This window comes from Actinomadura soli, from assembly GCF_005889715.1.
In the GTDB taxonomy this organism is placed as follows: domain Bacteria; phylum Actinomycetota; class Actinomycetes; order Streptosporangiales; family Streptosporangiaceae; genus Spirillospora; species Spirillospora soli.
Genome location: NZ_VCKW01000113.1, coordinates 1 through 26,782, shown reverse-complemented (window position 1 = coordinate 26,782; position 26,782 = coordinate 1). Strand labels below are relative to the sequence as shown.

General features: G+C 70.5%; 21 protein-coding genes and 2 riboswitches. Of the genes, 14 read left to right on the top strand and 7 right to left on the bottom strand.

Annotation, left to right across the window (positions count from 1 at the left end):
- Positions 1 to 532 precede the first annotated feature (532 nt).
- From ETD83_RS21945 to ETD83_RS21935, 3 genes are read left to right on the top strand one after another with little or no spacing between them, the layout of a single operon-like run.
- The gene (locus tag ETD83_RS21945; RefSeq protein WP_138647022.1) at positions 533 to 1,930 is read left to right on the top strand and encodes a hypothetical protein; all 1,398 of its coding nucleotides are present in this window, start codon (positions 533 to 535) and stop codon (positions 1,928 to 1,930) included.
- Positions 1,914 to 2,369 (top strand): hypothetical protein, encoded by a 456-nt coding sequence (locus ETD83_RS21940; RefSeq protein ID WP_138647021.1) that lies wholly within the window; start codon positions 1,914 to 1,916, stop codon positions 2,367 to 2,369. Before ETD83_RS21945 ends, ETD83_RS21940 begins: the two co-directional genes overlap by 17 nt.
- Positions 2,366 to 2,878: a hypothetical protein gene (locus tag ETD83_RS21935; protein WP_138647020.1), complete on the top strand. Its 513-nt coding sequence runs from the start codon at positions 2,366 to 2,368 to the stop codon at positions 2,876 to 2,878. The genes ETD83_RS21940 and ETD83_RS21935 overlap by 4 nt, the downstream gene beginning before the upstream one ends.
- A gap of 87 nt (positions 2,879 to 2,965) precedes the next feature.
- Here the strand turns inward: ETD83_RS21935 and ETD83_RS21930 are convergent, their stop codons facing one another.
- The 5 genes from ETD83_RS21930 to ETD83_RS21910 all read right to left on the bottom strand — a co-directional run bounded on the left by ETD83_RS21930 (position 2,966) and on the right by ETD83_RS21910 (position 11,640).
- A complete protein-coding gene (locus ETD83_RS21930) occupies positions 2,966 to 3,937 on the bottom strand; it encodes a suppressor of fused domain protein (protein WP_138647019.1) in 972 nt (323 codons plus the stop codon).
- Positions 3,938 to 4,095: 158 nt separating this feature from the next.
- Positions 4,096 to 7,698, bottom strand: a complete 3,603-nt coding sequence (gene metH, locus ETD83_RS21925; RefSeq protein ID WP_138647018.1) for a methionine synthase — start codon at positions 7,696 to 7,698, stop codon at positions 4,096 to 4,098.
- Between the two features lie 20 nt (positions 7,699 to 7,718).
- Positions 7,719 to 7,798: riboswitch (S-adenosyl-L-homocysteine riboswitch) on the bottom strand.
- A gap of 94 nt (positions 7,799 to 7,892) precedes the next feature.
- The gene (locus tag ETD83_RS21920) at positions 7,893 to 8,285 is read right to left on the bottom strand and encodes a DUF6221 family protein (protein ID WP_138647017.1); all 393 of its coding nucleotides are present in this window, start codon (positions 8,283 to 8,285) and stop codon (positions 7,893 to 7,895) included.
- Between the two features lie 32 nt (positions 8,286 to 8,317).
- Positions 8,318 to 10,423, bottom strand: coding sequence for a nuclease-related domain-containing DEAD/DEAH box helicase (locus ETD83_RS21915; protein ID WP_138647016.1), 2,106 nt, complete (start codon positions 10,421 to 10,423; stop codon positions 8,318 to 8,320).
- A 68-nt stretch (positions 10,424 to 10,491) separates the two neighbouring features.
- Entirely contained in the window at positions 10,492 to 11,640 is a 1,149-nt protein-coding gene (locus tag ETD83_RS21910; RefSeq protein WP_138647015.1) for a glycosyltransferase, read from the bottom strand.
- A gap of 95 nt (positions 11,641 to 11,735) precedes the next feature.
- On the opposite strand from ETD83_RS21910, the gene ETD83_RS21905 reads away from it, so the two are divergent.
- The 7 genes from ETD83_RS21905 (at position 11,736) to ETD83_RS21880 (ending at position 18,156) form a co-directional block, all read left to right on the top strand.
- Positions 11,736 to 13,178, top strand: a complete 1,443-nt coding sequence (locus ETD83_RS21905; protein WP_138647014.1) for a type I restriction-modification system subunit M — start codon at positions 11,736 to 11,738, stop codon at positions 13,176 to 13,178.
- Positions 13,175 to 14,218, top strand: coding sequence for a restriction endonuclease subunit S (locus ETD83_RS21900; RefSeq protein WP_138647013.1), 1,044 nt, complete (start codon positions 13,175 to 13,177; stop codon positions 14,216 to 14,218). The genes ETD83_RS21905 and ETD83_RS21900 overlap by 4 nt, the downstream gene beginning before the upstream one ends.
- Before the next feature lie 319 nt (positions 14,219 to 14,537).
- Positions 14,538 to 15,056 (top strand): ATP-binding protein, encoded by a 519-nt coding sequence (locus ETD83_RS21895; protein ID WP_171064368.1) that lies wholly within the window; start codon positions 14,538 to 14,540, stop codon positions 15,054 to 15,056.
- The gene (locus ETD83_RS21890) at positions 15,053 to 15,517 is read left to right on the top strand and encodes an SAM-dependent methyltransferase (RefSeq protein ID WP_171064367.1); all 465 of its coding nucleotides are present in this window, start codon (positions 15,053 to 15,055) and stop codon (positions 15,515 to 15,517) included. The genes ETD83_RS21895 and ETD83_RS21890 overlap by 4 nt, the downstream gene beginning before the upstream one ends.
- A gap of 120 nt (positions 15,518 to 15,637) precedes the next feature.
- Positions 15,638 to 16,684, top strand: a complete 1,047-nt coding sequence (locus ETD83_RS42690; protein ID WP_171064366.1) for a hypothetical protein — start codon at positions 15,638 to 15,640, stop codon at positions 16,682 to 16,684.
- Positions 16,685 to 16,710: 26 nt separating this feature from the next.
- Positions 16,711 to 17,472 carry a class I SAM-dependent methyltransferase gene (locus ETD83_RS21885; protein ID WP_171064365.1) on the top strand — a complete coding sequence of 254 codons (762 nt, stop codon included), beginning with the start codon at positions 16,711 to 16,713 and terminating at the stop codon, positions 17,470 to 17,472.
- 78 nt (positions 17,473 to 17,550) lie between these two features.
- Positions 17,551 to 18,156: a class I SAM-dependent methyltransferase gene (locus ETD83_RS21880; RefSeq protein WP_138647010.1), complete on the top strand. Its 606-nt coding sequence runs from the start codon at positions 17,551 to 17,553 to the stop codon at positions 18,154 to 18,156.
- Here the strand turns inward: ETD83_RS21880 and ETD83_RS21875 are convergent.
- The gene (locus tag ETD83_RS21875; RefSeq protein WP_138647009.1) at positions 18,153 to 18,974 is read right to left on the bottom strand and encodes an exodeoxyribonuclease III; all 822 of its coding nucleotides are present in this window, start codon (positions 18,972 to 18,974) and stop codon (positions 18,153 to 18,155) included. The genes ETD83_RS21880 and ETD83_RS21875 overlap by 4 nt on opposite strands.
- A gap of 385 nt (positions 18,975 to 19,359) precedes the next feature.
- On the opposite strand from ETD83_RS21875, the gene ETD83_RS21870 reads away from it, so the two are divergent.
- Together ETD83_RS21870 and ETD83_RS21865 are read left to right on the top strand one after the other, a co-directional pair.
- Positions 19,360 to 20,520, top strand: coding sequence for an FKBP-type peptidyl-prolyl cis-trans isomerase (locus tag ETD83_RS21870; protein WP_138647008.1), 1,161 nt, complete (start codon positions 19,360 to 19,362; stop codon positions 20,518 to 20,520).
- A 275-nt stretch (positions 20,521 to 20,795) separates the two neighbouring features.
- A complete protein-coding gene (locus ETD83_RS21865) occupies positions 20,796 to 23,384 on the top strand; it encodes a transglycosylase domain-containing protein (RefSeq protein WP_230421073.1) in 2,589 nt (862 codons plus the stop codon).
- Between the two features lie 5 nt (positions 23,385 to 23,389).
- Here ETD83_RS21865 and ETD83_RS21860 read toward each other — a convergent pair whose 3' ends face one another.
- On the bottom strand, positions 23,390 to 23,767 hold the full coding sequence (locus ETD83_RS21860; RefSeq protein ID WP_138647007.1) for a hypothetical protein: 378 nt from the start codon (positions 23,765 to 23,767) through the stop codon (positions 23,390 to 23,392).
- 50 nt (positions 23,768 to 23,817) lie between these two features.
- Positions 23,818 to 23,934, top strand: a riboswitch (SAM riboswitch).
- 40 nt (positions 23,935 to 23,974) lie between these two features.
- Between ETD83_RS21860 and ETD83_RS21855 the strand changes: the two genes are divergently transcribed.
- Both ETD83_RS21855 and ETD83_RS21850 read left to right on the top strand, forming a co-directional pair.
- A complete protein-coding gene (locus ETD83_RS21855; RefSeq protein ID WP_138647006.1) occupies positions 23,975 to 25,294 on the top strand; it encodes an aminotransferase class V-fold PLP-dependent enzyme in 1,320 nt (439 codons plus the stop codon).
- Between the two features lie 101 nt (positions 25,295 to 25,395).
- Positions 25,396 to 26,782: SseB family protein (locus tag ETD83_RS21850; RefSeq protein ID WP_138647005.1), on the top strand; the 1,387-nt coding region annotated here is incomplete at its 3' end.

Genomic DNA, 26,782 nt, shown 5'->3' with positions numbered 1-26,782 from the left:
GGACCCACCCGCCCCCAGGCAGGATTTTCTGACTGGTGCACCGGGCGGCCAAGGCGACGGACAAACCCAGATCACGCGGACGGCGCGGACGCGGCACATGCAGCTCCCGGGGAACGGACGAGCCAGCAAGACGGCACGGATTCGCGGCGTCCAGTCCCGTAGCCATGAGTTCGCCGGGTCGCGTCGATCGGTCGGTGACGTGACCGGACGTCCAAGAGGCATCACGTCACGGTAAGACCAAAGGGCACAATCCGGACGGTTGCGAATTCGGGGGATGCTCGGCACTTGACATGTTATTCGTCGGTGCGCGTCCAGCACCGATGAACGAAGAACGAGGTCTGCCGGCCACCACGACACGGATTCGCGTGATTGTTTTCTGTGCATTGGCCGGGAGAGGTGCAATTCTCGGACGTGCACGGTTTCATTGACGGGCGGCGTTTCCGGGCGTTGGCCCCGCGCGTTCCGGGTGGCGTCCGACCATGCTGGGCCGGTCGGCGAAGAACCGGTTCGGTACCGTCCGGCGGAAGGGCTGATGGTGGGCGTCGACCACACCAGCGGGACCGACATCAAACCTGAGCCCGCCGACCAGCCGCAGACACCCGAGAACACCTCTCAGCCGCCACCGGACCGTCCGGGCTCCCCGGGGCAGCCGTCGCGACTGGAGAGCAGAGCCGCCGCCCGCGCCCCCGCCGAAACCGAGGGCGCCACCACCGAGCGGGGCGCCGAGAAGCCGGACCAGGGCAAGGCCGCAGCCGAGCCCGAGCCGCAGGACTCAGACGAGAAGAGAAACGTCCCACAAGCGTTGGAGAGCCGGGAGCCGGAGGGCGGACCTGGTCACGACGATGACCGGGCCACACCACCCGGGCCACGGGCGGAGTCGTGGGCACGTGCGCGGGAGGCGAGCACGTTTAACACTGACGACCCGGCCGACGCGCGCCTCAGTGAACCGGGCGGCCCGGAAGCCGAGCAGGGCACCGAGCCCACACCGTCACCCGAGGTGGGCAGAGGTCCGCGGGCCGAGTCACGGACGCGTCAGACCGAGGCGGAGAATGCGGCGTCGGCGGACAGTGAGACGCCCGAGACCGACGCTGGCCGCCTGGACGCGTCCGGCACTCAAGACCGGCCGGACGAGCAAGGCGCACAAACCGGCAGATGGGACCCGCCCGGCCAGGAGCCGCGCGCCGGAAACGAAGTCGGCACGGACGGCGCCGAACCGCTGCTCGCCGACAACGAGCCCGGCGAACCGGGAACCGAGCGGCAGCCCGAATCCGAGGTGTTGGACGAGCCCGGCCGAGAATCCACCGCACCGGAAGCCGAGGACATCCCGGACACCGGCCGGGACACCGAATACCGACCCGCCGAACGCGATGATTCCCAGCCGTCCCCCGAAGCCGAGGAAAGACCGGACGAAATCTCAGATGGCGACAACGACGGCAACGACGACCGTGGTAGGAACACTGAGAACCAACCCGCATCCCCGGCACCCGAGGAGAACGAGACCGACCGATTCGCCGGACTCCCGACCCGCGCCGATCTCGACCCGGCCGGCGCCGGCGAACTCACCCGCGAACGCGGCGAACCCCTAACCCCGATCAACGAAAACCAAGACCTGCGAGAACCCGACCCCGAGCAGGAGTCGGACTGGAAAAAAATGATGCGCGGCCTCAATAATGACGTCGAGGACGCCCTTAAGACCGGCAACGACTTGGGCAATGACGCGCTCAAACTAACGGAGCACAGACCGCCATCGGACTATCCGACCGGAACAAAGGACAATAGCCCTCAGATCAGGGAACTGGACAACTCGGCCAATATTCCCAGCGCCGCAATGGGGATCGTCGCTGCTGCTATGGTCATGTACAGCCTGGTGGAGGGATTCCGCACGGCGGGCAGAAGACTTTGGAGGAGGAACGATGACGGTAACCGATGATCAGGTGGCCGCGCTGCGCGCTCAACTGGCAGGCCAGGGCGACGAACACTATCGACTGTTCAACCAGCTCGACCCGCAGGCGGCCAACATCGGCTACGTGGCACTGGTCGCCGGGGCATTCTTCGAAGCCGTCAGGCGCCGATTCATCAAGGACGGAAGCCCGGCAGATGATGCTGAGATCATCGACTTCGTCACCTCCGTACGGCTGAGACTGGAGGAATCAGAGAGCAAACTCGACCCGAACGTGGGCGAGACCATGATCAAAATTGCGCTCGGAAAGCTTCCCCCTGAGGCCCGGAAGAACATCGGTGGCGATGTCGGCTACGGAACTCAGATCCTCCTGCTTGCAGGGCTTATCGCGGACGAAGATCTAACCTCGAACGAACTCGATGAGTTTCTTGCCAGGGCCCGCTACTTCGCGGAGGAAATGAACTCGTGACCGACTTCTCAGATATTGAAGTCGGAGATGAGCACATTGAGCTTCTCCGCCGGTTTCTAAGCGACGACCCTAACGACCCAAGCACCTTCGATGTGTCGACTGCCGAGAGCAATGCCATCGCTCACAATTTGATGGCTTATTCAGCGTTCGCGGTGGCGGTTCTGCGAAAATTCTCTCCGAACTTCACCATCCCCGAGGTCATCCGTTACGTCACCGACCTGCGGAAAGCCATCCTCAGGGAGAACGCGTTGCAGATCAACCCCCGTGTTGCGGAGGGCATGATACGCGCTGTCCTCGAAGACCAGACTCTCAAAGACCGTGAACCGTATGGTGCCGACAACGAGGCAATGGTCAATGCAGGCTTCGCCGTTCTATTGGAACTTTTCCATGGAGCGGAGCTTAAGGGGCCCGAACTGGACGAGTTCCTCAGAGAGTCGGCGGACTATGCCAGGCGCTGGCTAGCGGTTCAGCAAGCTCGGCAGGCGAGAGAAGAAGCTTCGGCAGGTTGAGTCGGGCTACGCCGGTCTGATGCGCGGGACCTAGCGACCGAGTGCGTTCTGGCCACGTCCCCGTCCGCTACACGCGCACGCCTCAGCTTAGGGGACGACGTTGATGGTTAGGGCGTCGAGCGTGTAGGTGCCGGGGGCGGGGTGGACGGATTCGGCGATGGCGTGGGTGACGGTGTCGGGGAGGGTGATCTCCAGGGCCTGGTCGGTCTCGGTGTGGGCGAACGCCGGGCCGGGGAGCAGGACGATCGGCGTGCCGGGCCCGCGGAGGATCAGCGGGTTGCCGTGCGGGACGCGGGCCGGGAGGACGCGGGTGAGCTGCGGGATGTGCTGCGCGCCGATCTCCAGGGTGACGCCGTCGGAGGTGTCCGCGTCCAGTTTGTGGAAGAAGAGGAAGCCGGTGCCGGAGCCGTCCCGCCGCGAGCCCTCGCGGACCGCCGTCGCGACGGTCGGAACGTCGGCCAGGCAGGAGCGGTCCAGGTCGGTGAGCAGGACGGGAAGGTGCGGCGCGAGGGCGCCGAGGAGGCCCTCGACATTCCAGGACTGCGCCGCGTGGAGCTCGCCGGTGGTGATGCCGACGAACTGGAGGAACGCGACCTCGCCGAGGGGCGTGTCCGCGCGGCCGAGTTCCGGGTCCAGGACGAGGGCGCCCGCGCGGATCGCCGACCCGGGACGGCCGGGGTCGATGGGGTTCGGGAGCTCGATGTAGTGGCCCGGCTTGAAGTCGTTGCCGCTCTTGGACACGTACGATGCGAGGTTCTCAAGCTGGGCCATCGCCCAGTTCGGCGGGTTCGGCTCGTCCGGGAGGCGGGGGACGCGGAGCGTGAACTCGTAGCCGCGCTCCTCGTACGGGGCGGTCAGCGCGTAGCCGATGAGGTGCCAGTGCGGGACGGGCTCGTCGCGGGGGTAGATCGCGATGGTGTTGGTGACGAACTGGCCCATCGGGATGGGGCCGCCCATCGGGCGGTACGGCATCGGCGCGTCCCATTCGAGGCGCTCAGCGTCCCCGTAACGCGCTTTCAGCGCGCCGTCGATCGCGTTCCACCCGTGGACGTTCAGCATCGGTGCCCCCTCGTTGATGACCTTGCCTCATACCGACGCCAATGGGGCGATCTTGGTTCAGATTCTCAAGGCGCCGAGGGCGGTGCTCGCGGCTTGGTGGTCGGACGCGGCCAACCGCCTCGAGGGTCTGAATCCTCACATCGTGGATGATGTCAGGATCATTTGGGGTCGTAGGCGAGATTCGGGGCGAGCCAGCGTTCGGTCTCGGAGACGGGGAGGCCGCAGCGGGCGGCGTAGTCCTCGATCTGGTCCTTGCCGACGCGTCCGACGGTGAAGTAGCGGGACGACGGGTGCGCGAAGATCAGGCCGCTGACACTGGCGGCGGGGGTCATCGCGAACGACTCGGTGAGCTTCATGCCGAGGCGGTTGGCGTCCAGCAGGTCGAACAGGGTCTCCTTCAGGCTGTGGTCGGGGCTCGCCGGGTAGCCGAGCGCGGGGCGGATGCCGCGGAAGCGTTCGGCGTGCAGGTCTTCCAGGGCGGGGTCGGCGCCGGGCTCGAACCAGGCGCGGCGGGCCTCCAGGTGGACGTACTCGGCGAACGCCTCGGCCATACGGTCGGCTAGGGCCTTGACCATGATGGCCTTGTAGTCGTCGTTGTCCTCTTCGTACTTGGCGGCGAGGTCCTCGGCGCCGAGGATCGTCACGGCGAAGCCGCCGAGGTGGTCGCCGGACGGGGCGATGTAGTCGGCGAGGCAGCGGTTCGGGCGGCCTTCCGGCTTGGCGGTCTGCTGGCGGAGCATCGGGAAGCGGGCCTGCGGCAGGACGATGTCGTCGCCGTCGGAGTGCGCGGGCCAGAACCCGTAGGCGCCGTGGGCCTCGAACGCCTTGTCCGCGACGATCTGGTCGAGCAGTTCGTTGCCCTCGTCGAACAGCTCGCGGGCGACGGGCTGGTCGAGGATCGCCGGGTACTTGCCCTTCAGCTCCCAGGCGAGGAAGAAGAACTGCCAGTCGATCATCTCGCGGATGGCGGTCAGGTCGGGCTGGACGACGCGGACGCCCGTGAAGTCGGGGGTCGGCAGGTCGGCGAAGTCGACCTTCTCCGGGTTCGCGCGCGCCTTGGCGATGGTGAGGAGGGGGGTGCGTTGCTTGTTCTCGTGCAGCTCGCGGAGCCTGGCCTGCTCGGCGCGGTTGGCGGTGGCGAGCGTCTCGGCGCGGCCCTCGTCGAGGAGGTCGGAGACGACGCCGACGACGCGGGACGCGTCCAGGACGTGGACCGTCGTCGCGTCGTAGGCGGGCGCGATCTTCACGGCGGTGTGCTGCCGGGACGTCGTCGCGCCGCCGATCAGCAGCGGGAGCCGGAGGCCGCGGCGCTCCATCTCGGAGGCGACGGAGACCATCTCGTCCAGCGACGGCGTGATCAGGCCGGACAGGCCGACGGCGTCGGCGCCCTCCGCGACGGCCGTGTCGAGGATCTTGGCGGCGGGGACCATGACGCCGAGGTCGACCACGTCGTAGTTGTTGCAGCCGAGGACGACGCCGACGATGTTCTTGCCGATGTCGTGCACGTCGCCCTTGACCGTCGCGAGGACGATCTTGCCCTGGCCGCGGTCGGACGTGATCCGCCCGGCGCGCAGCGCCTCCTGCTTCTCCCGCTCCATGAACGGTTCCAGGTAGGCGACCGACCGCTTCATCACGCGGGCGCTCTTGACCACCTGCGGGAGGAACATCTTGCCGGAGCCGAACAGGTCGCCGACGACCTTCATGCCGTCCATCAGCGGGCCCTCGATGACGTCGAGGGGGCGGGCGGCCTGCGCGCGGGCCTCCTCGGTGTCGTCCTCGATGAAGTCGATGATGCCGTGGACGAGGGCGTGCGAGAGGCGGTCGGCGACGGGCGCGTCCCGCCAGGACAGGTCGACCTCGCGCCTGGTGCCCTTCCCCTTGACGTTCTCGGCGAACGAGACGAGCCGGTCGGTCGCGTCGGGACGGCGGTCGAACAGCACGTCCTCGACGAGTTCGAGCAGGTCGGCGGGGATGTCCTCGTAGACGGCGAGCTGCCCGGCGTTGACGATGCCCATGTCGAGCCCGGCGCGGACGGCGTGGAGCAGGAACGCCGAGTGCATCGCCTCGCGGACGACGTCGTTGCCGCGGAAGGAGAACGACAGGTTGGAGATGCCGCCGCTGGTGCGGGCGCCGGGGCAGCGCTCCTTGATGAGCGGCAGCGCGTCGATGAACGCCTTCGCGTAGCCGTTGTGCTCGGAGATGCCGGTCGCGACGGCGAGGACGTTCGGGTCGAAGATGATGTCCTCGGCGGGGAAACCGGCCTGCTGGGTGAGGAGGTCGTAGGCGCGTCCGCAGATCTCGACCTTGCGCTCGGCCGTGTCGGCCTGGCCCAGCTCGTCGAACGCCATGACGACGACGCCGGCGCCGAAGTCGCGGATGCGGCGGGCCTGCTCCAGGAACAGGGCCTCGCCCTCCTTCAGGCTGATCGAGTTGACGACGCCCTTGCCCTGGACGGTCTTCAGCCCCGCCTCGAGCACGCTCCACCGCGAGCTGTCCACCATGATCGGGATGCGGGCGGCCTCGGGCTCGGTCGCGATCAGGTTCAGGAACGTCGTCATCTCCCGCTCGCTGTCGAGCAGGTCGGCGTCCATGTTGACGTCGAGGAGGTTCGCGCCGCCGCGGACCTGTTCGAGCGCGACGTCGACCGCGGCCTGGTGGTCGCCCGCCTCGATCAGTTTCCGGAACCGCTTGGACCCGGTCACGTTGGTGCGCTCGCCGATCATGACGAAGCCGGTGTCCGCGCCGATCTCGAAGGGTTCGAGGCCGCTGAAGCGGGGGGCGGCGGCGGGCCTCGCCGGCTCGCGGGGCGCCTGGTTCCGGACGGCCGCGGCGATGCGGGCGATGTGCTCCGGGCCCGTCCCGCAGCAGCCGCCGACCGCGTTGACCAGGCCGGACGCGGCGATCTCGCCGAGTTTGCGGCCCATCTCGTCCGGTGACTGGTCGTAGCCGCCGAACGCGTTGGGCAGGCCGGCGTTCGGATAGAACGCGGTGTGGGCGCCGGCGACCCTGGCCAGCTCCTCCACGTGCGGGCGGTTCTCGTCGGCGCCCATCGAGCAGTTCAGCCCGACGACGAGGGGCTCGGCGTGCTCGACGGAGCGCCAGAACGCCTCGACGGTCTGGCCCGACAGCGTCCGGCCGCTCAGGTCGACGATCGTCACCGAGATCCACAGCGGCAGGTGCGGGGCGACCTCGCGGGCGGCGGCGATCGCGGCCTTCGCGTTCAGCGTGTCGAAGATCGTCTCGATGAGCAGGAGGTCGACGCCGCCCTCGGCGAGCCCGCCGATCTGCTCCGCGTACGAAGCCTTGACCTGGTCGAACGTGACGGCTCGGTAGGCCGGGTCTTCAACGCGCGGCGAGAGGGAGAGGGTGACGTTCAGCGGGCCGACGGACCCGGCGACGAGGCGTCCGCCCGCCTCGTCGGCGGCCTGGCGGGCCAGCCGGGCGCCCTGGACGTTCATGTCGTGGACGAGGCTCTCCAGCCCGTAGTCGCCCTGGCCGATGCTCGTCGCCGTGAACGTGTTCGTCGTGGTGATGTCGGCGCCGGCGTCGAGGTACTGCCGGTGGACGTCCAGGATCACGTCGGGACGGGTCAGGTTCAGCACGTCGGGGTCGCCGGTGACGTCCTTCGGATGGTCGCCGCCGATGAGGTCGCCGCGGTAGTCGGCCGGCCCGAGGCCCGCGCCCTGGAGCATCGTGCCCCACGCGCCGTCGAGGACGGCGATCCGCTGGTGCAGAAGCTCGTGAAGTGTGTTCTCGGTCATTTCCAAGCACCTCCCAGTCGATATGGGAGGCGCCCTTGCAGATCCGGAGGTCGGAGCCGAGCGTGGCGGGCGAACGCCCGTTGCAGCGCCTCTCGGCTCCCCCATCGAGGTTACAGGCCATCGGTCCGTTGTGTCAGGCGCGTCCCACATTGATCATCGGCCCGGGGGGCCGGGCGCCGGTTCGTGCCGCCGCGTCAGGGGCGCCATTCCTCCTGGTACGCGGGATGCGCGGCGTGCGGGAGGGCGAGCAGGCGGAGCACGGACTCGCGGGCGGCATGGGCGGCCTCGACCTCCGGGGTCCGGCCGCCCTGCGCGAGGATCCAGGTCTCCTTCTCGTAGTCGTCGATGATCTGGCGGGCGGCGGCCACCTCGCGCAGCGTCCGGGACGGGTCGTGCCGGGCGATGTGCTCGGCGTACGCCCCGTTCTCCGCCGTCGCCACGAAGGCGGGTTCGCGCTCGTCCTCGCCTTCGGAGGTGTCGGTGTTGACCGTTCCGGAGGACGCGGCCTTCCAGGGGGCGCCCGCGCACGCCTGGGCGATCCGCTCGTCCCTGGCCAGACGGTCGCGGAGGAACTCCACCAAGTCCATGAGGCCATCCTGCCCGCTGCTGAGGCCGGACGTCAGCGAGGGGACGCGACCGAGCCGAGCCAGAGAAGGTCGCGGGCCCGGGTCATCGCGACGAACAGCTGGCGTCGCGCCAGCTCCGAACGCTCCTGGCCGGCGGGATCCGCCGGGGCGTCCGTGATCGCGGCGTTGACGTCGGCGTCGTGGTGCGGCAGGAAGACCTGCTTGAACTCAAGGCCCTTGGCGCGGCGGTAGGTGCCGAGCTTGACCGCCTCGACGGGCCGCCCGTCGTACCGCTCCAGCCGCAGGACTGGGATCCCGGCGCGGCTCAGGCAGCGGTGGTAGTGGTCGATGTCGCGGCGCGACCGGCACAGGACCGCCGCGCCGGCCAGCGACGACGTCCCGTCCGGGGCGGTCAGGTCGTTGATCGCGGCGATGAGGCGGCGGTCGTGGTCGGCGGCGTCGGCGGCGTCCACGCGGAGGACCAGTCCGTCGTGGTAGGTCGCGTCCACCGTGCGGCGGCCGTTCGGGCTCGGCCCCTCCAGGTCGTCGAACGGGTCGCCGGAGACCAGCTCAAGCGCGGTCTCCAGGATCGTCGCGGCGTTGCGGTAGTTGGTCCGCAGCACCGCCCCGCGGCCCTTGATCCGGATCCCGGCGTCGGTGAGCCTGAACCCGCCCGGATACACCGCCTGCTGGCCGTCGCCGATGAGCAGCAGCCCGTTGGGGCCGTCCCCCACGAGGGCGTGCAGCAGCCTGACGCCGGTGAGCGTGAGGTCCTGGACCTCGTCCACGATCACCGCGGCGTAAGACGGTTCGGAGGGACGCTCGGTCAGTTCGGCGAGCGCCGCCAGCAGGACGTCGTTGAAGTCGCAGACGCCGCGCTCGGCGAGCAGCAGCTCGTACTCCTCGTACAGCAGCCAGACCGCTTCGCGGTGCGCCGTCCGCAGCGCGGTGCGGCGGCCCGGCCGTGCGACCGTGCGGTACTCCTCCAGGGATGTCAGGCCGCGTCCCTTGATCACGTAGTCGATCTCCTCCCGCCAGTAGCCGGGCGTGGCGTCGATCTCCGGGAGGACCCTGTCGCGGCCCGCGCTCACCCAGGCGCGGGAGAAGGCGTCGTCCGCGCGGCTCCCGTCGAGGTCGAGGCGGACGCCGCGGCCGTCCAGGAACGTCCGCGCCCAGGTGTGGAGGCTGGTGAACTCGACGCGTCCGGCGAACGCGGCCGCCATCGTCCCGAACAGGCGGCACTGCACCCGCGGCAGGTTGTTGGCGAACGTGACGTACAGGATGCGGCCGGTCGTGCGTCCGGCCAGGTGAGCCGCCCGGTGCAGGCCCACGACGGTCTTGCCGGTGCCGGCGGGGCCGCTGATGCGCGCCGGTCCGCCCCAGTCGCGCCGGACGATCGACACCTGGTCCGGGTGCAGGAACGTCATCCACCGCTCGATGGGCGCCTGGAGCACCGACCCCGTCGCGGCGCGCTCCACGTCCTCGACGTCGAACAGCGCGTCGCCCGCCGCGGAGGGGCCGGGCGGACCGGGCGTGGCGGGCGTGGCGGGCGTGGCGGGTTCGTCGAGGGACGTCAAGGCGTGTTCGCGGAAGCGCTCCGCCAGGTGTCCGGACATCGCGCGGATCATCGCCGGCTGGAGCTGTTCCCGCTCCCCGAGCAGCGCGGGGATGGCGTCCATCCGGCCCAGCAGGCGGACGCCGCCCACCCGCGTGTCGAGCCGGTGCCCGGCGAAGATCATCAGGGGCTTCAGCGCGACCGGGGACATGCCCAGGTCGGCCGCGTGCTCCTCGACCGTCCGGGTCAGGTTCAAGAGCTTGCCGACCTCGCCGTCGCGGGGCTCACCGCCGCAATGGAGACGGCCCCCGATCACGGCGGGCGGATCGCGCCACCGCTTGACGTCGATGACGAACACGCCGGGCGGCCCGATCAGGATCATGTCGACGTTCGCGGCGGACGTCCCGGGCCACTCCCGGTCGACGAGCAGCTGCCAGCCGGTGGCGGTGAGGGACATCAGCGTGGCGGCGACCTGCCGCTCGGCCTCCCCCGCGGCCTCCCAGCGGGCCGCCTGCCGGTGCGCCTCCCAGGCGAGGCGCTGCAGTCTCAGCGCATTCTCGCGGATGCGGCGTGCCCGTTCCCCCGCCGATCCGCCGGCCACCATCGCCCACCCCTGTCAAAAAGGTACGGAGTACTACACATAGCAACAATGATTGCCGCGCAACACCCCCTCTACGGGGCCGTCCGGCCCTTCCATGCGCCGCCCGTGCCGGCGCGGTGCCTGCGGGCCGAGTCGACGGTCATGGCCGCGTACATGAGGGCCACCAGGGGCAGGGCCAGGGCACGCAGGGGTGACAGGCGGTAGAAGCGGAGCATGGGCGTGTAGGTGGCGGCCATGATCGTCCAGGCGAGGAGGCCCGCCGTGGCGGCGAGCGCGGCCTCACCGCCGCCGAGGGCGAGGCCGGTCAGGCCCGCCAGGGCGGCGGCGGGCGGGACCGCGTACATGAGGAGAAGCGTCAGGACGGTGCCCGCCAGCAGGGCCGGTGAGTAGCGGAGCTGGTGGTAGGCGCTGCGGGCGACCATCGTCCACAGGTCGGACAGGTGCGGGTAGGGACGGCGGCTGACGACGTCGCGGCCCAGGTCGAGGCGGCATCGTCCGCCGTCGCGCTTGATGAGGCGTCCGAGCGCCACGTCGTCGATCAGCGCGCCCCTGATCGCCGTGAGCCCGCCCGCGTGCGCGAGGGCGGCGCGGCGGACGAGCATGCAGCCGCCCGCCGCGGCGGCGGTGCGCGCCCCGTCGCGGGTGACCCGGCGGAACGGGTAGAGCTGCGCGAAGAAGTACACGAACGCGGGGACGAGCAGGCGTTCCCAGCCGGTGCGAGTGCTCAGCGTCGCCATCCGCGACACCAGGTCGCGTCCGCCGTTGGACGTGGCGGCGCGGACGAGTCCCGTCACGGTTCCGGGCGCGTAGGCGATGTCGGCGTCGGTGAACAGGAGGAACTCCGGGCCGCCCGCCGCCCGGACGCCCTCCGACATCGCCCAGACCTTGCCCGCCCATCCCTCGGGACGCTCCTTCGCGCGCACGACGCGGAAACCGGCCCGGCCGCCCGCGAGGCGCTCGGCGGTCTCGGCGGTGCCGTCGCCGCTCCCGTCATCGACCAGGACGACGCGGAAATCGCCCGGATAGTGCTGTTCCAGCAGGGTCGGCAGAGTTTCCGGGAGCACGGCCGCCTCGTCGCGGGCCGGGACGACGGCCACCACGTCCGGCCATTCGGGCGGGTCGGTGCCCGGCGGAAGCGACGGGCCGGTCTTCCAGAAACCGCCGTGTCCGAGGGCCAGGTACAGCCATCCCACCAGCGCGGCCAGTGCCAGAACGCCCATGACCACCACGCCGGGCAGCCTCGCACCGGATCGGGCGCCCGTCCAACAGGCGCGGCGTGGCGTGGCGAGTGCGCGCAGCGGGGCACAATCGGCGCATGAGCACCGACCCGGACCTCAAGGAGGTTCTCTGGAAGGCCGCCGACAAGCTGAGGGGTTCCGTGGACGCGGCCCACTACCGGGATTTCGTGCTGGGCCTCGTGTTCCTCAAGTACGTGTCCGACTCGGCGGGCGAGGGCGGCTTCCGGGTGCCGCGCGGAGCGCGGTGGGCGGACCTCGCCGCGCAGGCCCGTTCAGGGACGATCGGCACGGCGATCGACGCGGCCATGGACGCGGTCATGCGCGCCAATCCCCCGCTGGCGGGGGTCCTTCCGAAGCTCTTCGGACGGGACGAGGTCGACCAGCGCCGCCTCGGTGAGCTGGTCGGGGTGATCGGCGATGTGCGGTTCGGCGGGCACGGCGCGCGGGGCGAGCAGGGCGGGAAAACTGCCCGTGATGTGCTCGGTGAGGTCTACGAATACTTTCTGGAGAAGTTCGCGCGGGCCGAGGGGAAGCGCGGCGGAGAGTTCTATACGCCGCCCAGTGTCGTGAAAGTTCTGGTCGAGATCCTGGAGCCTTTCAAAGGGCGTGTCTACGACCCGTGCTGCGGTTCGGGCGGCATGTTCGTGCAGGCGGAGAAGTTCGTCCTCAGCCATCGTGGACGGCTGGACGACATCGCCGTCCACGGGCAGGAGGCGAACGAGCGGACATGGCGGCTGGCGAAGATGAATCTGGCCGTCCACGGGATCAGCGGCGACCTTTCCCCACGGTGGGCCGACACCTTTTACGAGGACGCGCATCCGGAACTCCAGGCCGATTATGTGCTCGCCAATCCGCCGTTCAACATGTCGGACTGGTACCGGGACACCGGCGACCCGCGGTGGCGCTTCGGAGTCCCGCCCGCGACTAACGCCAATTTCGCCTGGATACAGCATATCGTCGCCAAACTGGGCCCTCAGGGGGCCGCGGGCGTGGTGATGGCGAACGGGTCGATGTCGTCCAGGCAGTCGGCCGAACGCGGCATTCGCTCCGCGATGGTGGAGGCGGGCCTTGTGTCGTGCATTGTCGCGCTGCCGGGCCAGCTTTTCCGGAGCACGCCCATTCCGGCGTGCCTCTGGTTCTTGGACAAGGGCAAGGCCACGCGAAACCAGGTGCTGTTCGTCGACGCGCGCGCCATGGGCACGATGATCGACCGCACCGAACGCGTCCTGACCGGCGCCGACATCGCCGGGATCGCCGGCGCGTACCGTTCCTGGCGGGACGGCGCGCACTCCGATGTACCGGGGTTCTGCTACGCCGCCGGGCTGGACGAGATCCGGTCCCATGACCACGTCCTCACCCCGGGACGCTATGTCGGGACGGCGAAGGCGGCCGCGGGCGGCGAGCCCCTCGCCGACATGGTCGGGCGCCTTACCAAGGAGCTGTTCGCGCAGTTCGAGGAGTCGGCACGGCTCGACCGGATCGTCCGCGCGGAACTGGGACGCCTCGATGAGGCTCGATGAGTGACGGGCGGGCGGCACTCGGCGAGATCGTCACGTTCTCGAACGGGAAGTCGGGCGCCGCCGGCCGGGGCACGGCGTACCAGACCTACGGCGCCAACGGCGTGATAGGGACGTCCGGCCTTTTCAACGCCGAAGCCCACGCCACCATTGTCGGACGCGTCGGGTCGTACTGCGGCGCCGTCCATTACAGCCGGGACCGCTGCTGGGTCACCGACAACGCCATCATCGCCACGGCGAAGGACGGCGTGAACCCGCGCTACGTCTACTACCTGCTCAAAAGGCTCGACCTCAACCGGTACCGGATCGGCTCGGGCCAGCCGCTGCTCACGCAGGGCATTCTGGGCCGGCTCACCGTCGCCCGGATGACCCGCGCGGAGCAGGACTCGGCGGCCTCCGTCCTCACCGCCCTGGACGACAAGATCGCGGTGAACGCCCGCATCGCGGCGGCGGCCGACGAGCTCGTCCGCGCCCGCTACGCGGAACTGGCCGCCGCGGCGACGGCGACGATCCGGATAGAGCGCCTGGGGTCGCTGGTGCGGTCGAACATCCCGCCCGGCCGCATCCCCCCGGACGAGAACTACATCGCCCTCGAACACATGCCGAAACGCCACATGTGGCTCACGTCGTGGACGGATTCGTCCAACGTGATCAGCGCGAAGCGGCGTTTCGCGCCCGGCGATGTGCTCTTCGGGAAGCTCCGCCCCTATTTCCACAAGGTCGGCCTCGCGTTCGTCGGCGGGATCGCCTCGACCGACATTCTCGTCGTCCGTCCGAAGCAGGACGCCTACCGGGGCTGGCTCCTCGCGGCACTGTCGAGCGACGACGTCGTCGCGCACGCGTCCGCGCTCGGCGACGGCACGAGAATGCCGCGCGCGAAATGGCCGGACCTCGCCGCCCATGAGGTCCCCTGGCCGGACGGCCACGCCCGCGGATTCGACGAGTTCGTGAAACCCCTGGCCAGGCGAGTTGAGGCCGCGGCGGCCGAGAACAGGAGCCTGGCAGGGCTCCGCGACGCACTTCTGCCCCGGCTCATTCCTTAACGGAATCGTGATCAACGACACCCGGCCGCCGGTCCGCCGGCGCCCTGGTGGCAGGTGGCGGATCGGGGACGGTTGGCGAGTATTCGCAGCGTGCGGCAAGTGCCTTGCATGCGCGCAAGAGTCGGTGACTCACCCGTGCGCGATGCGTCAGAGTGTGTGTTGTTTCACTCCCACGTCCACTGAACGCTTTTCATCCCGGTCAGGTCCGCACCGGCAACGGCTTCCGCGGACGAACCGGATGAGAAAAGTTCACTTCCTCCAGGCCGAAGAACACATGTTCGCATACAGCCCGACACGGAGACGTGAAGCCAACGCCGCCATGAACGCATCTGAAGCGTGGTCAGGGACACCTGTGCTCGTCCCGGCGCCCGCACCTTCGCTGGAACTCGGAATCCCGTCCGCCTGGAACAACGGCAAGTCCTGCGGGCGGCTGATCGGCGAGATCGATCTCGCCGCGACCCCGGCCGCGGTGCGGCTCGCGAGGTCCTATGTCAGGGAACTCGTCGGGCAGCACTTCGGCGCCGACCGGACCGAGCTCGGCGACCTGGAACTGCTGACCAGCGAGGCCATGACCAACTCGGTGCTGCACGCGAGGCCGCGCCCGGACGGGACGATCACGCTGTCCGTCATGCACCTCGACCGATACGTCCGCGTCGAGGTGACCGACGGCGGCGCCGCGCCCGGCCAGCCGCGTGCGCCCAAGGAGCCCCTGCCGGTGCACGGGCGGGGACTCCTTCTCATGAAGGCGCTCGCCACCGATTTCGGCACCCACCGGAGCAAGAACGGGGCGACGTTCTGGTTCGGCGTGGGCGTCAGGGAAGGGTGGCGACTGCCGTGACGCTGGGGCCGACGCCGAGCCTGACCGGACGGTCAGCGCACGGTCCGCGGGAGGACGAGGCGGACGCCCGCGGGCCGCTGCTCGACGCGTCGGCCCCCGGCGTCGCCCTGCCGTACGGCGCTCGTCCGAACGGCACCCATCCGTACGGCATTCGTCCGTACCACACCTACCTCGGCGGCGAGGGCACCTACGCCGCCGGCCGGGAACTCGCCGAAGGGGCGCTGCGCAGGTGCTCGATCGCGGGCCGGCTCGTCCAGGCGAACAGGGGCTTCCTGGACAACGCCGCCGCGTCGCACGCCCAGCACACCGGGCTGCGGCGGTTCCCGGACCTTGGTTGCGGGCTCCCCGCGCCCGCCAACCTCGGCCGCACCACCGGCCTCGGCCGCACCACCGGCCTCGGCCGCACCACCGGCCTCGGCCGCACCACTGACCTCGGCGGCGACGCCGCGCGGGCGGAGTGACCGCCCGCCATGCTCTCCGCCGTCGATGACAGAACGAACACAACCGCCGTCACCTCGCGCGGTATGCCCGGCGCTTCGGTACGATCAAAGTGCCAACAAGTGCCACATCTAGGGCGAGCGATGACCGCCGACGGCGAGCCGAAGTCACTCTCCGAGATCACCAAGGACATGGGCCTCAACATGTCCGACGTCGCGGCCTTCTCCGGGCTCGACGAGAGCACCGTGTTCCGGCTGTGGGACAACGTCGAGTGGCTCGACCGGGTGAGCGGACGCTCCCTGCAGAGCCTGATGTCGTCGATCCCGGGCATCGCCGAGTACTCGATGTCGCACGCCGTCCAGAAGAGGCGCGACGCCCTCATCGGCGACCTGCACGACGTCGGGCTCTCCGTCGACCTGTCCGCCCTGGAGAACTCGCCCGTCCCGCAGCAGCATCTGCTGAACGCGCTCGAGGCGGCGCTGTGCATCGTCCGCGGCGAGCCGACGCAGAAGACGTCGTCCTTCATCGCCCGCTTCTGGGGAAGCGAACCGGACCGCGCCCTTGAGCTGATCTTCTCCGACGAGCCGGGCCGGGGCATCCTGCAGGACCCGAAGATCCTCCACGACTCCTCGGTCGACCTGGCTCCCCGGCTGCACCGCAAGACGTACTCGTTCCATTCGATCCTGGCGGTCAACGTCATCGCGCACCAGGTCAGCAAGGTGACCGACGCGATCGAGGCCGATCTCGGCTTCGACGTCCCCGCCCGGCAGACCGCGTTCACGACGCGCGGCGTCATCATGGGCTTCCTGATCAACTTCGACGACCTCGAGCTCGCGGAGCGGTACCGCAGGGAGCTGGAGACGACGCCCGTGTACGCGGCGCTGGAGGAATGGGCGTTCCCGACCTACGCCCGCGACAGCCGTCTGAGCAGCGATTTCACCCTGCCGAGCTCCCTGTCGCTGCGCAATACGGCCACCGAGGTATTACGCGAGATCGCCGTGTACAACGACGCCTATTTCTACTACCTGGTGTCGACGTACATACCGCTCGCGCTGAAACGCGATCCCGCGTTCGGGGGAAAGATCGTCGAGCTGATCCAGGCATTGGAGCTGCGCGGGCTCGATTGCCGCGACAAAAGGATCAGACAGACGTGCAACGCGCTGGTTCGGCAGCTCAAGGGCACCGTCTGAACCAGCTTCTGGAGAATGGGGAGCCGGTGGAGGACACGGCGCAGGCCATTGCGAATCTGACGCAGGAACGATGGGAGGCCAACGCGGAGTACTGGGTCAAGGTCATCAGGGAGCGCCGCGACCGGTACCGGACGGAGTTGACCGACGCCGCCGTCCTTGACGCCATCGGCCCCGTCGCGGGGCTGCGCGTCCTCGACGCGGGCTGCGGCGAGGGGTACCTCTCCCGCACGCTGGCCGCGGGCGGCGCGGACGTCGACGGCATCGACGCCTGCCAGAGCCTGGTCGACGCGGCGGCCTCGCACCCGTCGCCGGAGGGCGCGGCCAGGTTCACCTTCGCCAGCGTCGACGACCTGCCCTTCGAGGACGGGACGTTCGACCTGGTCGTCTGCAACCACCTGTTCAGCCACCTGCCGGACCCGACCGACGCGCTCCGCGAGATCGCCCGGGTCCTGAAGAGCGGCGGGCGGCTGATCCTGCTGACCCTGCACCCGTGCTTCTACGTGGAGCACTCCGAGCGCGGCGCGACGGCCAGCATCCCGGCGGCGCAGTACTTCGCGTCCCGGGGGATCGACCAGCGGTTCCTGGTGGACGGGCTCGAATCCCCCTCGATGGTGACATCGTGGCTCCGGCCGCTGGAGTTCTATGCTGGAACGCTCCGAGACTCCGGTTTCGTCATCGCCGACCTGCGCGAACCCCACCCGACGGAAGAGCAGATGCGCGAAGACCCGTGGTGGCGGAGGGGCTTCCCGACGGCGATCTTCATCCTCCTCGTCGCGGAACTCCGCTAGCCGCCGCCCCGCACGTCCGCCCGGACGTCCGGGCCGGACGTCCGGGCCGCGCGTCTCGCCGGGCGTAGAGTCGGCCGCATGGACGATGTGCCACCGGACCTGGCCGGGCATCCGGACAGGCTCCGGTGGAACGCCAAATACGGGGACGCTCCGGCCCTGACGCGCGTCCATCCGCTGGCGGAGCGGGCGCTGTCGCTCGATCTGCCGGACGGCGGCGTGCTCGATCTGGCGTCCGGGCCGTCTGGCAGCGCCCTGCGCGCCGCCGAGACCGGCCGCGCCGTCACGGCCGTCGACATCTCCGAGGCCGCGCTCGGCCGGCTCGGCGCCGAGGCGTCGCGCCGCGGGCTCGGCCCGCTGATCACGCTCGTCCAGGCCGACCTGGGCGCCTGGCGGCCGCGGGCCCCGGGCTACGCGCTGGTGCTGTGCACCGGCTTCTGGGACCGCACCGTGTTCGACCGCGCGGCCCGGGTCGTCCTGGACGGCGGCGCGCTGGCCTGGGAGGCGTTCACCGAGGACGCGCGGCGCGACCGGCCCGGCCTGCCCGCCGAATGGTGCCTGGCCGCCGGAGAGCCCGCCTCGCTCCTCCCCCGCGGCTTCACCGTCCTCCAGCAGACCGACGACGCGACCACGGGCAAACGCCGCCTCCTCGCCCGCGCGAACGGCCTCGCCCGTTCAGCCGGCTAGTCGAGGTCCACGACGACGGGAGCGTGGTCGGACGGCCCCTTCCCCTTCCGCGCCTCACGGTCGACGTAGGCGGAGCGGACACGCCCGGCGACGTCCTCGCTCGCATAGAACAGGTCGATCCGCATCCCCATGTTCTTGTGGAACATTCCAGCCCGGTAATCCCAGTATGTGAATGGAAAGGGGCCTTTCATGGGGGTCGGGATCACGTCGTGGAGGCCCAGGGCCTGGAGATCGGCGAGCGCCTGGCGTTCGGACGGGGTGACGTGCGTGGAGCCGATGAAGACGGCCGGGTCCCAGACGTCCTCGTCCGTGGGGGCCACGTTGTAGTCGCCGCACGCCACCAGCGGCGTCCCCCCGGCCAGTTCGGCGGCGAGCGCCTCGCGGAGTGCCGCGAACCAGGCGAGCTTGTAGGTGTAGTGGGCGGACTCGGGCGTCCGGCCGTTCGGCGCGTACAGCGACCAGACCCGGACGCCGCCGCACGTGGCTCCGACCGCGCGCGCCTCCGGCGTCAGCAGGACGGGCTCGGTCAGCTTGGTCTGCGGATCATCGGTCTCGCCCTCGTACACGGGCTGGCCGGGGAAGCCGTTCGAGACGTCCTCGATCCCGACCTTGGAGAGGACGGCCACGCCGTTCCAGCGGCCGTCGCCGTGCGCGGCTGTGGCGTATCCGAGTTCCTCGACCTCGGCGGCCGGGAACTGGTCGGCGCGGCACTTGGTCTCCTGGAGGCAGACGACGTCCGGTGCGGTCTCGTCCAGCCAGGCGAGGAGGCGGGGCAGGCGGGCCTTGACGGAATTGACGTTCCACGTCGCGAGGCGCATTCCCCCAGCCTGCCACCCCGCGGTGGCGCATGGGCGTGCGCGTCATGGCGGACGGGGTATTCTGGCGGTCCCCCCGCCCTAGGCGCACGGCCCTACGGGGGCCGGGTGACCGGTAGATTGCGAGTCGGCCCCGTCCCTGTCACGCGGCGCCCATCCACGCCGCATGACCGGTACATTGCGGGTTGGCCCGTCCCGGTCGCTCGGTGCCCACGCAAGGCCGTGTGACCGATAGGCCCGTCCCTGTCATTGGGGGCCGCACCAAGGCCCGCGTGACCGGTAGATTGCGGGTCGGCCTTCTTTGCGCGGTTTTCACGCTGTGCTTAGACCGACCCTGGAAGGGTGGTCACTTCCGTGATGTCGTCGAACCCGGAGCGAGTGAGGAATCATGTCCGAGGATGACAAGCCCGGGGGCAAGCCGGCGATCAAGGCGAAGGCGAAGATCCCGAACGCCAAGAACATCCGCAGCCCGGAGTTCACCCCGCACGGCATCAGCGCCGGGCGCGGCAGCGGGCTCAACCGGCCGTCCGCGCCGTCCGCGCTGACCGCCAAGCAGGCACGCAAGCGGCGGATTCTGATGATCGCGGGGCTGGTGGTGGTCGCGGTGGCGATCTCCGGCGGCGTCGTGTGGTGGGTGAACCGGCCCGGGCCCGAGATCGAGGTGACCGGGAAGTTCGCGTCCGAGCCGAAGGTCGACATCCCCACCGATCTCGCGCCGGAGGGCAAGCGCAAGGCGACCGTCCCGATCCGGGGCACCGGTCCCAAGATCGCCAGCGGTGACACGCTCTACGTCCAGTACGCCTTCTACCAGTGGTCCAAGGACAAGGACGAAGAGGACAGCTCCAAGAAGAGCACGAGCAAGCAGCTCGGGTCGTCCTACAAGCAGGAGGCGCAGGGCCAGCCGACGCGCCCGCTCGTGGTCGGCAAGAGCGGCATCAAGGGCTTCGACCAGGGCATGGTCGGCCAGACGGCCGGCAGCCGGGTCGTCCTGCAGATCCCGCCGTCGCAGGGCTTCGGCAAGGACGGCGCGCAGCTCGGGCTCAGCGGCAGCGACTGGGTCGTCTTCGTCGTGGACGTCCAGGCCGTCGTCCCCAAGAGCCCCGCCCCCCAGGGGACGAAGAAGGAGCTCAACGACAAGACGCTCCCCAAGGTCGAGGACCAGGGGCCCGGCAAGGCGCCCAAGGTCACGATCCCCAAGGGCGAGGACGCGCCGAAGAAGCTCCAGGTCAAGACGCTCGTCGAGGGCACCGGCCCCGCGCTCGCCAAGGGCGACGAGGCGGTCGTCAACTACCAGGGCAAGCTCTGGGACTCCGGCAAGGAGTTCGACTCCAGCTGGGGCCAGAACGGCGCGCCGGCCAAGTTCCCGATCGGCACCGGCGGCACCGTCCCCGGCTTCGACAAGGGGCTCACGGGCGCGAAGATCGGCAGCCGCATGCTGCTGATCCTGCCGCCGAGCGAGGGCTACGGCAAGAAGGGCAGCCCGCCGGACATCAAGGCCGACAGCACCCTGGTGTTCGTCGTGGACATCATCGCCAAGATCCAGAAGTGACGCGGCGCGGCCGCTTCAACTACTGAGCGAAGCGAACCGGGGGGCGTGGGGGGCGGCCCCCAACAGAGAACAGGTTGAGCGCAGCGAGGGGCGGGGACCCGGCCGGGTCCCCGCCCCTCGGCGTTGCGAAAAAGTTCATGGTGCGGGATCCGCCCACGACAACCGGGGAGGCGCATTACCCGTCCTCCTAATGGGAACACGGGACTGTGCATTGGGCGGCCCATCCCATCGATCCCCTCAGGTATCGTCGGTAACGCATTATTCACGGGGGGCTTGTGAGCAACGGCAGAATGGGCCCGGAGGGCGAGGAGCGCACCGGGCCGGGCGAGGCCGACCCGCATGACGCCGAGGTCGCGCCGCCGGCCGGCGAGGACGGTCCCACGACCGCCACGCTGACCGTGCATACCGGAGAATCCGCCCAAGACACGGAATTCGCCAGCGAGGACGACATATCTCAGAACGGCGACAAGAGCGACGGCGACGCCGCCGCGGCCGCGGCCGAATCCCCGGCCGCCGATAACACCGACGACGCCGATAAGGCGGCGACCGACGCCGACGAGACCGCGATCGACGCGGAGACCACGTCACGGGACGGGGCCGAATCCCCGGCCGGCGCCGGTGCGCCAGATGCGGCGGGGGCCGCGGGTGTCGGAGTGTCCGGGAACGGTGATACCAAGACCATGCCCGCCGCCACGTCGTCCAAGCAGGGAGGACCGCCCGGGCGCGGGCCTGGGCCGGGGGGAGGCGACGGCAGGGGGCCGCGCAAGCCGCGGAGCCGCCGGTCGCGCTACCTGCGGCGGGCCCTGTTCCTCATGCTCGCGTTCATCGGGTTCTGCATCGCCGCGTTCGGCGTCGCCTACCTGTTCACGCCGGTGCCCTCGCCGCAGGAGCAGGCGATCGCGCAGGGCCCGACGTTCTACTACTCCGACGGCAAGACGCAGATCGCGAAGACCGGCGTCAACCGGGACGCGGTCAAGCTCGACCGGATCCCGAAGAGCACCCGCGACGCGGTGATCGCGGCGGAGAACCGCGGCTTCTACGACGACCCCGGCGTGTCCGTGTCGGGCACGACGCGGGCGCTCTGGTCCACGGTGAGCGGGCGGCAGCTCCAGGGCGGGTCGACGATCACGCAGCAGATGGTCCGGAACTACTACGGCGGCATCGGCAAGGAGGTGTCCGTCACCCGCAAGCTCAAAGAGGTGATGGTGTCGCTGAAGGTCGGCCGGGAGAAGTCCAAGGACTGGATCCTGGAGCAGTACCTCAACACCATCTACTTCGGCCGCGACGCCTACGGGGTGCAGGCCGCCGCCAAGGCCTACTACGGCAAGGACGTCTCGGAGCTGACGCCCGCGGAGGGCGCGTACCTCGCCGCCGCGATCCAGCAGCCCAGCAACTTCGCCGACCCGGCCGGCGCGCAGCGCGTCCACGCCGAGCAGCGGTGGCGCTCCGTCCTCGACAACATGGTGCGGGACGGGGCGGTGAACCCCGCCGAGGCGACGTCGATGAAGTTCCCGGTGCCGCAGAAGGCGCGCATCACCGACGTCCTCAAGGGCCAGCGGGGCTACATGGTCAACGTGGCCAAGAAGGAGCTCATCGAGCGCCGCGGCTACAGCGAGGACGAGATCAACCGCAGCGGGTTGAAGATCACCACGACGTTCGACAAGCGGCTGATGGACGCGCTGCGGCGGTCCGTCAACCAGAACGCCCCCGAGGGCATGAACAAGAAGATCCGGACGGGCGCCGTGTCGGTCGACCCGGCCACCGGGCAGGTCCTCGCCTTCTACGGCGGCCGCGGCTACCTGGAGGAGGCGCTGAGCAGCTCCTTCGGCGACTGGGCGCAGGCCGGGTCCGGGTTCAAGCCGATCGCGCTGGCCGCCGCGCTGGAGGACGGACGGTCCCTCAACGACACCTACGACGGGAGCTCCCCGCAGTACTTCGGCGGCGACTCCGTCGAGAACAACGGCAACGAGAGCTTCGGGACGGTGAACCTCGTCACCGCCACCCAGCGCTCCGTCAACACCGCGTACGTGAACCTCGCCAAGGACATCGGCAACAAGAAGATCGTCGAGATGGCCGAGAAGATGGGCATCCCCGAGGAGCAGATGAAGCCGGAGCAGCGCACCGCCGCGACGCTCCCGCTCGGCATCGTGTCGCTGCATCCCGTCCAGCAGGCGGGCGTGTACGCGACGTTCGCGTCCGAGGGCGTGCACCGGGAGCCGTACGTGGTGAAGTCCGTCACCGACAACGAGGAGCACGAGCGCACGTTCGCCGAGAGGGGCGAGCGGGCGCTCAGCGAGCAGAACGCGCGGGACGCCACGTACGCGATGCAGCAGGTCGTCCGCGGCGGCACCGGGACGGGCGCGCAGCTGCCCGACGGCCGCGACGTCGCCGGCAAGACCGGCACGACCGACGAGGGCCGCGCGATCTGGTTCAACGGCTTCATCCCGCAGCTGGCGACGTCGGTGGCGATGTTCCGCAGCGACGGCAAACCGCTGAACATCCCCGGGTACGGCGCGTTCGGCGGGCAGCTGCCCGCGCAGATCTGGCGGACGTACATGAGCGACGCCGTGAACATCAAGGGCTACGAGCCGGAGTCGTTCGGATCGCCGTCGAGCCGGCCGGGCGGCGGCTGGACCGGGCCGCCGGACGGGATCGGCCCCGGCGGGACGGAGCCGCCGGACACCGGCGGGCCGTCCGAGCCGCCCCCGTCCACCGACGCGCCGGACCTCCCGGAGCCGCCCACCGACCTCCCGACCATCCTCCCGCCCGACCCCGGCGACCCCGGTGGGGGCGACGGCGACGGGGGCGGCGGCGATGACCCCGGCGGAGGCGGAGGCGACGGCCGCCCCGGCCCCATCGGCTGAGACGCTCAGCAGGCTTCGCCGATGCTGGCCGGGGTCTGCTTCATCACGGTGTCGAGCTGGGCGACGTCACCGGTGCCGACGGCGGGGGCGGCGGCGCGGAGCTTGCCCGCCTCCGCCTTGAGGGCCTTCTTCAGGTCGTCGTCGCCGGTCTGCTTCGCCAGCGCGTCGAGGCGTTCGGCGAGCTTCTCCGTCGCCTGCCGCCACTGCGCGGGCTCGGCCGCCGGGACGCTCCTCACCTGGGTGATGTACTGCTGGAACGCCTTCTTGGTGTCGGCGCACACCTGGCCGGAGTCGCCGCCCAGCGCCCCGCATCCGCCCAGCAGGCCGGACGCGCCGAGCACCGCCGCGCCCGCGGCCAGCGCCCGAACCATCCCGTGTCCCATCGCATCCTCCCGGTTGATCCCCGTCCGGCCCCGCATATAATTCCGCATGAGGTCATGAGCGCCAGCGCCAAGCCCCGGCTCGCTGGCCGGCAACCCTTCGTCCGCGATGGGGTGCCCCGGGTGAAGACCTGGCCGGACGCACGATCGCGTTCCGGCAAGCGCGGATCCCGGCGGATTTCCGGGGTCCCTGACCCGGAAGGTCCCGGCATGCCGACGCTGCTCGCCCACTCCGCCCGCTCCGCCCACACCGCTCATCCTGGTCCGTCCGCCCGCTCCGCCGTCACGCCTGCTGTGACGCGCGCCGAGGGGGTCCGGGTTCAGCCCGGCCCGCGCGTCATCGGCGTGGACGTCCCGGTGCCGGTGCGGGACGGCCGCCACGTCCCCTACGCCAACCTCGACTACGCCGCCAGCGCGCCCTGTCTGGAGGCGGTGCACGAGGCGGTCACCCGTGCACTGCCGTACTACAGCAGCGTGCATCGCGGCGCTGGGTACACCTCGCAGGTCACGACCGGGGCGTACGAGGAGGCGCGGGAGACGGTCCGCTCGTTCGTCGGCGGCTGGCGGCGGTCGGCCGTCGTGTTCACCCGGAACACCACCGACGCGATGAACCTGCTCGCGCACGCCGTCCCCACCGGGACGAACGTCGTCGTCTTCGAGACCGAGCATCACGCGAGCCTGCTGCCGTGGAAGCGGGCCGTGCGGCTGCCCGCGCCCGCCACCCCGGCCGAGGCCGTCTCAGCCGCCGACCGGGCGCTGCGCGAGTCCCCCGTCGGGTCGCGGCTGCTGGTCGTCACCGGCGCGTCCAACGTCACCGGCGAGCTGTGGCCGATCGGGGAACTCGCGCGGGTCGCCCGCCGCAACGGCGCCCGCATCGCGGTGGACGCCGCGCAGCTCGTCCCGCACCGTCCGATCGACATGACGTCGCTCGGCCTCGACTACGTCGCGTTCTCCGGGCACAAGCTGTACGCGCCGTTCGGGGCGGGCGTCCTCGCCGGGCGCGCCGACTGGCTCCGCGCCGCGCCCCCCTACCTGAAGGGCGGCGGCGCCAGCGCGTCCGTCGGGCGGACGACCCGGTGGGCGGCGCCCGCCGAGCAGCGGCACGAGGCGGGCTCCCCGAACGTGCTGGGCGTCATCGCGCTCGCCGCCGCCTGCGAGACCCTGTCGGACGCCTGGGAATCGGTCGCCGCTCGCGAGGAAACGCTGGTGACGAGGCTGCGGTCGGGGTTGGCCGCGTTGCCGTCCGTCCACGAGCTGAGCCTGTGGGGCGACCGGGCGCCGCGCGTCGGGATCGTGTCGTTCGTCGTGGACGGCTGGAACGCGCGGGACCTCGCGCTTACGCTGTCCGAGGAGTACGGCATCGGCGTCCGGGACGGGAAGTTCTGCGCCCACCCCTTCGTCGGTCACCTGCTGGGCGGGGACCGCGCCTCGGGCCGGGACACCGCCGTCCGCGCCAGCCTCGGCATCGGGACGAGCGAGGAGCACATCGACCGCCTCCTCACCGCCCTCGGCGAGCTGGCGGCCCGCTGAGCTGCGCAGACTCCGGCGCTGCCGAGCGACGATGCTCTTTGGTCCTGTTCGCCCATGTAGCGTAGACAGTCGCGCGGGGACGAGCACGGAAGAAACAGGGGGTGGCGACCGTGGCCGACGCGTGGCGACCCACGTCGGATCTCGAGCACCGACTGGAGGAGACCGTACGGGCCGGGGACCAGGAGAGTTACTTCCGGATCCTCGCGGAGAGCGAGCTCGTCGTCCCCGTCCCGCCGGACGTGGTGGACGGGGTGCTCGCCAACGAGACGCAGCCGTCCTGGCCGACGCAGGAGGAGGACGGCCGGGTCCACGTGCTCGTCTACACGTCGGCGGCGGCGATGCGCGCCTGCCTCGGCCAGTCCTACCAGCATTTCATGACGGTCAGGTTCGGCGACATCGCCGAGACGTGGCCGGACGACCGCTGGTGGCTTGCCGTCGACGTCCCGGCCCCCGGCCGGGGAACCGTCCTGCCCATCGAGGCGCGGCTGCCGTCCTGGTTCGTCCGCCAGGTCGCCGCGGGCGACGGGCGCCCGCCGCAGGTCGGCCGCGCGTCCGCGCCCTGGGAGGAGCTCCGCGACCAGCACCGCGACCTGCCCCGCGAAACGCCCGCCGAATCGCCGCGGCAGGAGTTCCAGCCCGCCAACGACGTGGAACGCGACCTGCTCCGCGCCGCCGCCAACAACGACCACGACCTGTTCCTGCAGACCCTGGCCGCCACGGACGTGCTGCTCCCCGTCCCGGACGACACCGACTACACGCTGCGTCCGGGCCGTCCCGGCTTCCCCTGGCAGACGAGGGAGGTGGACGGCTCCACCGTCGTGCCCGTCTTCACGTCCCCGGAACGTCTCATCGAGGCCGCCCACGCCGCCGGGACCGGCACCGAGTACATCAAGCTGCCGTTCACCGTCGCGCTGCGCTACTGGCCCGACCACGACTGGCTGCTCGCCATCAACTCAGGCTCCCCCGCCGGCGGCACCATCCTCGCCCAGCAGCTCCCCGGCCTCGCCACCTGGGCCGACCAGCGCGCCGCGCAGCGCATGACGGACGGCTTCGACCCGCAGAACGACATCGAGCAGCGCCTCTTCGACGCCGCCCGCCGCCGCGACACCGACACCTTCTTCTCCATCCTCCTCGGCGCGCAGGTCCTCGTCTCCGCCGATCCCGAGACCCCGTGGGGCATCGACCCGGGCGACCCGGGGTTCCCATGGCGGCCGGTGCCCGTGCACGGCCGCACGTCGATCCAGATCTTCACGTCCCTGAAGTGGATGAACGAGGCCATCGGCTCGTCCAGGTTCGTCATGCCGAGCCTCGTCGACATGGTCGCCGCCTGGCCGGACACCGGATGGACGCTCGTCCTCAACCCCGGCACGCCCATCGACGCGACCATGCCCGGCGACCAGGTCCGCTCGCTGCGCGGGCCGGACGCCGCGGCGACGCCTCCGTCCGCGTCCACGCCCCCGCCGCCGGACACACCGGCCGTCCCCGTCG